Source organism: Neobacillus notoginsengisoli, from assembly GCF_003515685.1.
Lineage (GTDB): Bacteria > Bacillota > Bacilli > Bacillales > Cytobacillaceae > Bacillus_D > Bacillus_D notoginsengisoli.
In genome coordinates this window covers 254328-260797 of sequence record NZ_QWEG01000008.1, presented here as the reverse complement: position 1 = coordinate 260797, position 6470 = coordinate 254328, and the positions used below count along the sequence as shown (strand labels likewise).

Annotated in this window: 10 protein-coding genes; 6 read left to right on the top strand and 4 right to left on the bottom strand. The window is 38.7% G+C overall.

Features of this window, described 5'->3' with window-relative positions; translation table 11 throughout:
* The 3 genes from D1B31_RS25190 to D1B31_RS14265 form a co-directional block, all read left to right on the top strand.
* The coding region (locus tag D1B31_RS25190; protein ID WP_142922562.1) for an IS3 family transposase at positions 1 to 82 on the top strand (82 nt) is incomplete at its 5' end.
* Between the two features lie 234 nt (positions 83 to 316).
* Entirely contained in the window at positions 317 to 865 is a 549-nt protein-coding gene (locus tag D1B31_RS14270; protein WP_118921477.1) for a helix-turn-helix domain-containing protein, read from the top strand.
* A gap of 16 nt (positions 866 to 881) precedes the next feature.
* Complete coding sequence (locus D1B31_RS14265) at positions 882 to 1568, top strand: cysteine hydrolase family protein (RefSeq protein WP_118921475.1); 687 nt, start codon at positions 882 to 884, stop codon at positions 1566 to 1568.
* A gap of 243 nt (positions 1569 to 1811) precedes the next feature.
* Here the strand turns inward: D1B31_RS14265 and D1B31_RS14260 are convergent, their stop codons facing one another.
* Both D1B31_RS14260 and D1B31_RS14255 read right to left on the bottom strand, forming a co-directional pair.
* The gene (locus D1B31_RS14260; protein ID WP_118921473.1) at positions 1812 to 2447 is read right to left on the bottom strand and encodes an FMN-binding negative transcriptional regulator; all 636 of its coding nucleotides are present in this window, start codon (positions 2445 to 2447) and stop codon (positions 1812 to 1814) included.
* Between the two features lie 35 nt (positions 2448 to 2482).
* A complete protein-coding gene (locus D1B31_RS14255) occupies positions 2483 to 2935 on the bottom strand; it encodes a hypothetical protein (RefSeq protein ID WP_118921471.1) in 453 nt (150 codons plus the stop codon).
* Positions 2936 to 3105: 170 nt separating this feature from the next.
* Here D1B31_RS14255 and D1B31_RS24725 point away from each other — a divergent pair, with 170 nt between their 5' ends.
* Entirely contained in the window at positions 3106 to 3396 is a 291-nt protein-coding gene (locus tag D1B31_RS24725; RefSeq protein WP_118921469.1) for a hypothetical protein, read from the top strand.
* Positions 3397 to 3440: 44 nt separating this feature from the next.
* Here D1B31_RS24725 and D1B31_RS14245 read toward each other — a convergent pair whose 3' ends face one another.
* A complete protein-coding gene (locus D1B31_RS14245) occupies positions 3441 to 3629 on the bottom strand; it encodes a hypothetical protein (RefSeq protein ID WP_118921467.1) in 189 nt (62 codons plus the stop codon).
* A gap of 949 nt (positions 3630 to 4578) precedes the next feature.
* Between D1B31_RS14245 and D1B31_RS14240 the strand changes: the two genes are divergently transcribed.
* Positions 4579 to 5370 carry an STAS domain-containing protein gene (locus D1B31_RS14240; protein ID WP_118921465.1) on the top strand — a complete coding sequence of 264 codons (792 nt, stop codon included), beginning with the start codon at positions 4579 to 4581 and terminating at the stop codon, positions 5368 to 5370.
* Between the two features lie 137 nt (positions 5371 to 5507).
* Here the strand turns inward: D1B31_RS14240 and D1B31_RS14235 are convergent, their stop codons facing one another.
* A complete protein-coding gene (locus D1B31_RS14235) occupies positions 5508 to 5732 on the bottom strand; it encodes a hypothetical protein (RefSeq protein WP_240035271.1) in 225 nt (74 codons plus the stop codon).
* Positions 5733 to 5950: 218 nt separating this feature from the next.
* Here D1B31_RS14235 and D1B31_RS14230 point away from each other — a divergent pair, with 218 nt between their 5' ends.
* The gene (locus D1B31_RS14230) at positions 5951 to 6382 is read left to right on the top strand and encodes an SRPBCC family protein (protein ID WP_118921461.1); all 432 of its coding nucleotides are present in this window, start codon (positions 5951 to 5953) and stop codon (positions 6380 to 6382) included.
* The last annotated feature ends 88 nt before the right edge of the window (positions 6383 to 6470 follow it).

Below are 6470 nucleotides of genomic sequence, written 5' to 3'. Positions count from 1 at the left end.
CATACACTTTTATAATCATAATCGATACCAAAAACGATTAAACGGCCTTAGCCCCATGGAATACAGGACTAAAGCCGCTTAGCTTGTTTTTATTATTTCCACTGTCTACTTGACAGGGGGCAGTTCAAAATGGAGTGTTCATCTTCTTTTTTTCTGTAGCTATGTCTGAACTCCTTAGTTTGATCAACCTTGATAATTCACCAAATATAATCCTTATTTTTCTATTATAAGTATAAAATGGATAAAAACGTATTGACTTCTATATTATCAACGTGAGAATATAATCTTAAAGATAATATTAGGAGGTATTATCCAAGTGGACATTAGCATTAAGGAAATAATGGATTGCATAGTTAACCCTGTTAAAAGCCAAATCATTCTTACTATCCAAAAAAAAGGTGAGTGTACTGCAAAAGATATATTATCATCCCAAAATGATATCCCACAGGCCACGCTCTATCGCACATTAAATCGTTTAGTAGATGGTGGGATTTTAAAAATTGTTGCAGAAAATAAAGTCCGCGCCGTAACGGAGAAAGTTTACGCATTGAACGAGAGCTTTTTGAATGTCAACCAATCTATTATTGAGCAAAATGATGGTGAAGCATACTTTAAGTTATTTACGAACTTTATGATTGTATTGATGAAAGAGTTTCAAAATTACGCTGAAAAACCCTCTATAAATATTGTTAAGGACGTATCTGGTTTCAGCGCAACACCTATCTATGCAACCGGTGAAGAAATGATTGAGATCGGAAATAAATTCAAAGAAATAATTGCACCTTATCAAACAAGAAACACATCGGTTAAGGGACAAAATATGCGTATTCTTGCAACGATTATAACACCCCCAAACGATAAATAAATGTGAGGTGATTGGTATGAAAAAAAAGAATAAAAGGAGAAATCTTCGTATGTTAGTCATTAGTATTATTGGAATATTGGTACTTTGCATAGGGATTATAGCCTTACGATTGATCTATTTGTCGAGTGCCACAAAGGGAGATTCTATTGCCAAATATGATAGCCCCAAGAGCGCACTTCTTATATTAGATATCCAAAATGACACCTTAGGAATATCTGAATACGGCAACACGGAACCGTTAATAGCTAACATCAATACAGCTATCGAATACGCCAATGACGCTAACATGGAGATTATTTACACAAAGCAAGAGTTTAAGGGTAACCCTTTGGATTCATTGATTTCTGGTGGTATGTACCAGGCTGATAGTGTTGGCGCTGACTTATATAACGAATTATCCATTCAATCGGATAACATTTTTAGCAAACTCCGCACTGATGCTTTTTCTGAGGAACATTTTGAAAGTTATCTCATAAAAAATAAAATTAATACCCTTTACATTGTTGGCGCAGATGCCAGTGCTTGTGTTTACAAGACAGCTTTGGGGGGCATAAACAGGGGTTATCGAGTTATTGTTTTGGAGGACTCCATATTTTCGGTAAAAAGGGATCTGCTCAATACAATGCTTGAGAAATATCAGACAAAAGGCATCGAGATAACTACTATTAAGAATTTTAATCAAACACAAGCCGTCGATTTGTGATAGTGCCAGGTGATTCATCCCTATCAACTTATGAACAGCTTTACTGCTCATTTATTGGGCGATGAATCACCTACTGCATTTTCACCCCTACTTTCGATCCCAATCATCCAAAGTTTAAAGATGCTTAATCACCTTACACGGAGTTCTCTCTGCCACAACATTGGGTGGAATATCCTTTGTTACTATGGTTCCTGAACCGATACACGTCACCTGTTTGCATTTCCTTAATCCTATCCACTTTTATCATATACCCTTCCGTTGCTTCATTTCACTGTTCTTCTCCATCTCTTCCGCAACTTGCACGGAATTGGCGTTTCCTTCATCCTTCAATTTTTCAATAATGTTCGCATAATCCAGATCATTTCGGTTCTGGCTTAATTTATAAGCTGCTTGGATTTCTTCCACCTTAATCTTAAATCCAACAATGCCTTTTAATTCATTTTGCAAAAGCTCAGTAGAAAGCTTATCCCATAACACTGGATTCTCACGATGCTGTTCATATTTTTGCAAAAGTACTGTTAAATCCTCTATTAGTTCATCTTTTTCTAAAATACTAGCTTTTCCATTCATATGGACAGCCTGATAATTCCATGTCGGAACATTTTCATGAGAATACCAGGAGGACGAAACATATGCGTGCGGCTCCTGAAACATCACAAGCACATTTTCACAGGCTTGCAGCGTTCTCCACTGGGGGTTTCCATAGGCCATATGCCCAGTAATGAAGTAATCGTCCCCTTTTTTGCTAAACCCAAAGGGTAAATGAGTGGCGATTGGTTTCCCTTGTTTTGTTGACACAATCGTCCCAAAAGAGTGCTTTTGCACAAACTCCCAGATTTCCTCGGCATCCGAAACCTTGAAGTATTTAGGAATATACATCTAAAACCCGCCTTTTCAAAAAGTTATGCCAAGGTCTATAAAAAATCAACATTCAATAAGTGTTTATACCTTTCTTTTCTTTCCTTTTCCAGCTTTAATCGTTCGAGTTTCGTTGTTCTTTTGCTTCTCTCTAGAGAAGATAAGCCAGTCGCCTCAAGCACGTTTAGTTCGATATGAAAAAGCCAATCCTTTACTTCTATACCGTTCGGATAATCAATCTGGCCTATATTCTCCTCTGCATCAACTTGAATGAATGTACCATCTTTTAAAAAGAACTTATAGCTTAAACCAATTGTCAGTAGTCCCTGCAAATCTCCCAGTTCACGATGCGTGATCTTGATTATTTCAGCACGCACTTCTTTGTCTTCAGAGGAAATAAGATCATTCACAAATGTTTTTTCATGTTTATCAAGATAAAAGTAATCAATGTCACCTACAATGAGAGGTTGGTCCAGTCCATACCAGTTTGGTTCCCATGTCAAAATCATATGACTCCCCTTTATTTTTCTAGTAAACTAAATTACCACGTTGTCCATAAAGAACTTCCACAAAAAATGGACAAATCCTTCCTGAGTTCACGGCCCATGACTCAAAAAGTTTCACCTCGTTTTGGCAAATTTACCAATAGTAGGAGTATAATTATGCTGAGGTGATTATTATGGTAATAAAACTGTTAGCACTCTCTTCAAAACCTTTGGTTGTTGTTCATTTAGCCATTCTGTACTTTTGGATTTTTGATTGGGAGAAATTAATGACAAAAGTCGGACTAATTAGTTGGGGCGGTTCGATTCTTTTAGGTGTAATCATTTATCTCCTGTATCGAAAATTAGTCATTACAGAAAAAAGGATTGTAGTAAGCAAAATAATAGTATTGGCTACAACTTTAATGACAGTACTATTAGGAGTTTTTACTCTAATCATCGAGTTTATCACCAGATCGATGCCATAGAAGGAGTGATTCACACACCAACTCTAGTCTATTTTAACACGCCCCTAACTGCCCGCTTGGCCCTTATTATTTTTATTGATGAGCTCCTGTACATGCGCTTTTGGGCTCCAGCAGTTAAATTTATAAGCTGGTTTCGTTTCGTACCCGAGCCGGCTGCAGACATACTGCATTCCTTCCGCTTTTTTCACCGCCCGGAAATGCTCGCACGTTGCACAGCAATGAAAATCTTTCATTTTATTATCCACCTATTCTATTCTTCTATTTAAAAGTTAACGTTTTGGTGTCTGTGAGGTCTGCTGTCTGAAGCTCTCGGCAGGTTCAGACAGAGAATGAAGCTGCAGGCCTTCCTTTGTCCGAAGATGCCTCTACTTCGGACAGTTTTTCACCAATAATGCCCGTTACTGTCCGAAGCTGACCTAAGTTCGGACAGAGAATGAAGTTGCAGGCCTTCCTTTGTCCGAAGATGCCTCTACTTCGGACAGTTTTTCACCAATAATGCCCGTTACTGTCCGAAGCTGACCTAGGTTCGGACAGAGATTGAAGACGCAGGCCTTCCTTTGTCCGAATATGCCTCTACTTCGGACAGTTTTTCACCAATAAAGCCCGATACTGTCCGAAGCTGACCTAAGTTCGGACAGAGATTGAAGTTGTAGGTCTTTCTTTGTCCAAAGATGCCTCTACTTCGGACAGTTTTTCACCAATAATGCCCGTTACTGTCCGAAGCTGACCTGGGTTCGGACAGAGAATGAAGATGCAGGCCTTCCTTTGTCCGAAGATGCCTCTACTTCGGACAGTTTTCCACCAATAATGCCCGTTACTGTCCGAAGCTGACCTAGGTTCGGACAGAGAATGAAGTTGCAGGCCTTCCTTTGTCCGAAGATGCCTCTACTTCGGACAGTTTTTCACCAATAATGCCCGATACTGTCCGAAGATGCAGAGCTTTATAGGCACCTGCTTATGTAGTAAATCCTTTCACAAACACATTTTAAAATGATTGTAACACGATACTCGGTCGCTAATGTACGTTACTTAAATAGGACAAGGAAAAATAGCTTACATTATCGGCGACTGCCTTATCTGTCAGAAACTACGATACCATGCTAATTCAATGATTACTTCCTGCCAAGTCGGGTATAACAAACTATTAGAAATCCTATATCATTTTTCTGAGGTAGATAATACATGCAAACGAGAATAAATGAACTGTTGAATGAAAATCGCCGTGAACTTTTGCAAAATTGGTCTAAAGAGTTACAGAATGCTATTCCAAATCCGGATTATTTAGAGGAAGGATTGGCAAATGAGTTATTCAGGATTATTTTTGAAAGCATAAAAAATTTGGATACGGAAACCTCTTCGGAATTGCATTCAGTATATTCGAGGCTGATGAATTTCAATATTTCCTTGAATCATATTGTTTATGGTTTTCAGGCTTTTCGAAGGGTTGCGTTAAAAACGCTGCTTCAGGAGGATTTGACAAAAGAAGACGTCCTTTATGTTTACAACGAGATTGACCGCTGGTTTGATCCAATTTTAGCTGAGATTATCAATGATTGTGCAAACAATTGGGAAGATGCTTTATTGAAGCAGAAGGAAGAAATCCTCGAATTGTCCGCACCCGCTATCCAGCTTTTTGAAAAAATTGTCGTCATGCCGCTCGTCGGGAGCATCAATGAAGAAAGAGCAACGACGATCATGGAAATACTGCTTGAAGGAATCGAAAAGCATAAGGCTGAGATTGTCTTTCTTGATGTTAGCGGGGTTCCGACAGTCGATACCTTTGTCGCTCAAACGCTGATCAACTCCACAAGAGCTGCAAGATTATTGGGAACGGAAAGCATCATTGTCGGGTTGAGGCCTGAAATTGCCCAAACGATTATCGGGTTAGGCATTCATTTAGATGAAATAAAAACATTTGGCTCCTTAAACAGCGGGCTTCAGTATGCGTTAAATAAAATGAATAAGCAGCTATAGGAAACGGGGACATGGAACTTCCCAAGTTAGGTTGCCCTCCAGCAGGCACCCCTGCTTTCTTATGGCTTTTTTCAGCTTTTCATAGATTCTAAAATTCATATCGGCAAAATAAAGACCTGTATTAATGCAAGTAGTTGTTAGAGAACGATAAAGAACAAAAGGATTGTAAGTACCACTAATGAAACAAGTGAAGCTGTCTTCGTATAACGGATGGCGTCTTCGCTTATTTCTGGCTCCTCTTTATACAACCACCTTTTGCCCCATAACATACTTTCTTCCGGATAAAAATAAGTCCATATTAAAGTGGCATACAATGGGATTACAACTAAGATGAAAAACAAAATTGTTTCGGCTACATCCACAGGATCGCCCCCTTTTTTCTTGTTAAATAACATACGTAAATAAGATCAAGTAGGATTCAAGAACTAAAAATATATGCACCTGAAATTAGTTGTTAAACGCAATCATCATGTAATATTCTGACTATTAACATTAGGAAATCCTCCCATAAACATTTATACTATAGCCAAGCATATTATGTGGACAGATCGCTAAAAATTGTTAGAGGAGGTGGTAAACAGTGCAAACATTCCAAAAGGTCACCGTTGAGGCAACAGTTCAAGCACCAGTTGAAAAGGTGTGGAGGTTTTGGACAGAGCCAAATCATATTAAAAAATGGAATAGTGCTTCAGACGAATGGCACACCCCTTTTGCCGAAAATGATCTAAGACCAGGCGGCAAATTCGTGTCAAGAATGGAAGCCAAGGACGGCAGTGCTGGTTTCGATTTTGGCGGAACCTATGATGAAGTAAAATTACATGAGGTTATTGCTTATTCAATGGATGATGGCAGAAAAGTAACCATCGCGTTCAAAGGTCAAGGAAACGAAACCGAAGTAATTGAAACGTTCGATGCGGAAACTACACATCCAATTGAGTTTCAACAACAAGGATGGCAGGCGATTTTGAATAATTTTAAAAAATATGTTGAGGAAACAAGCGATCAATCTTGAATGTGGAGCAAAGGACTTTTTGCAAAAAATGAAGCGTAAATAATGAAGGCTGTCGAGGGTTTCTCGGCAGCCTTCTGATTTGTATTGA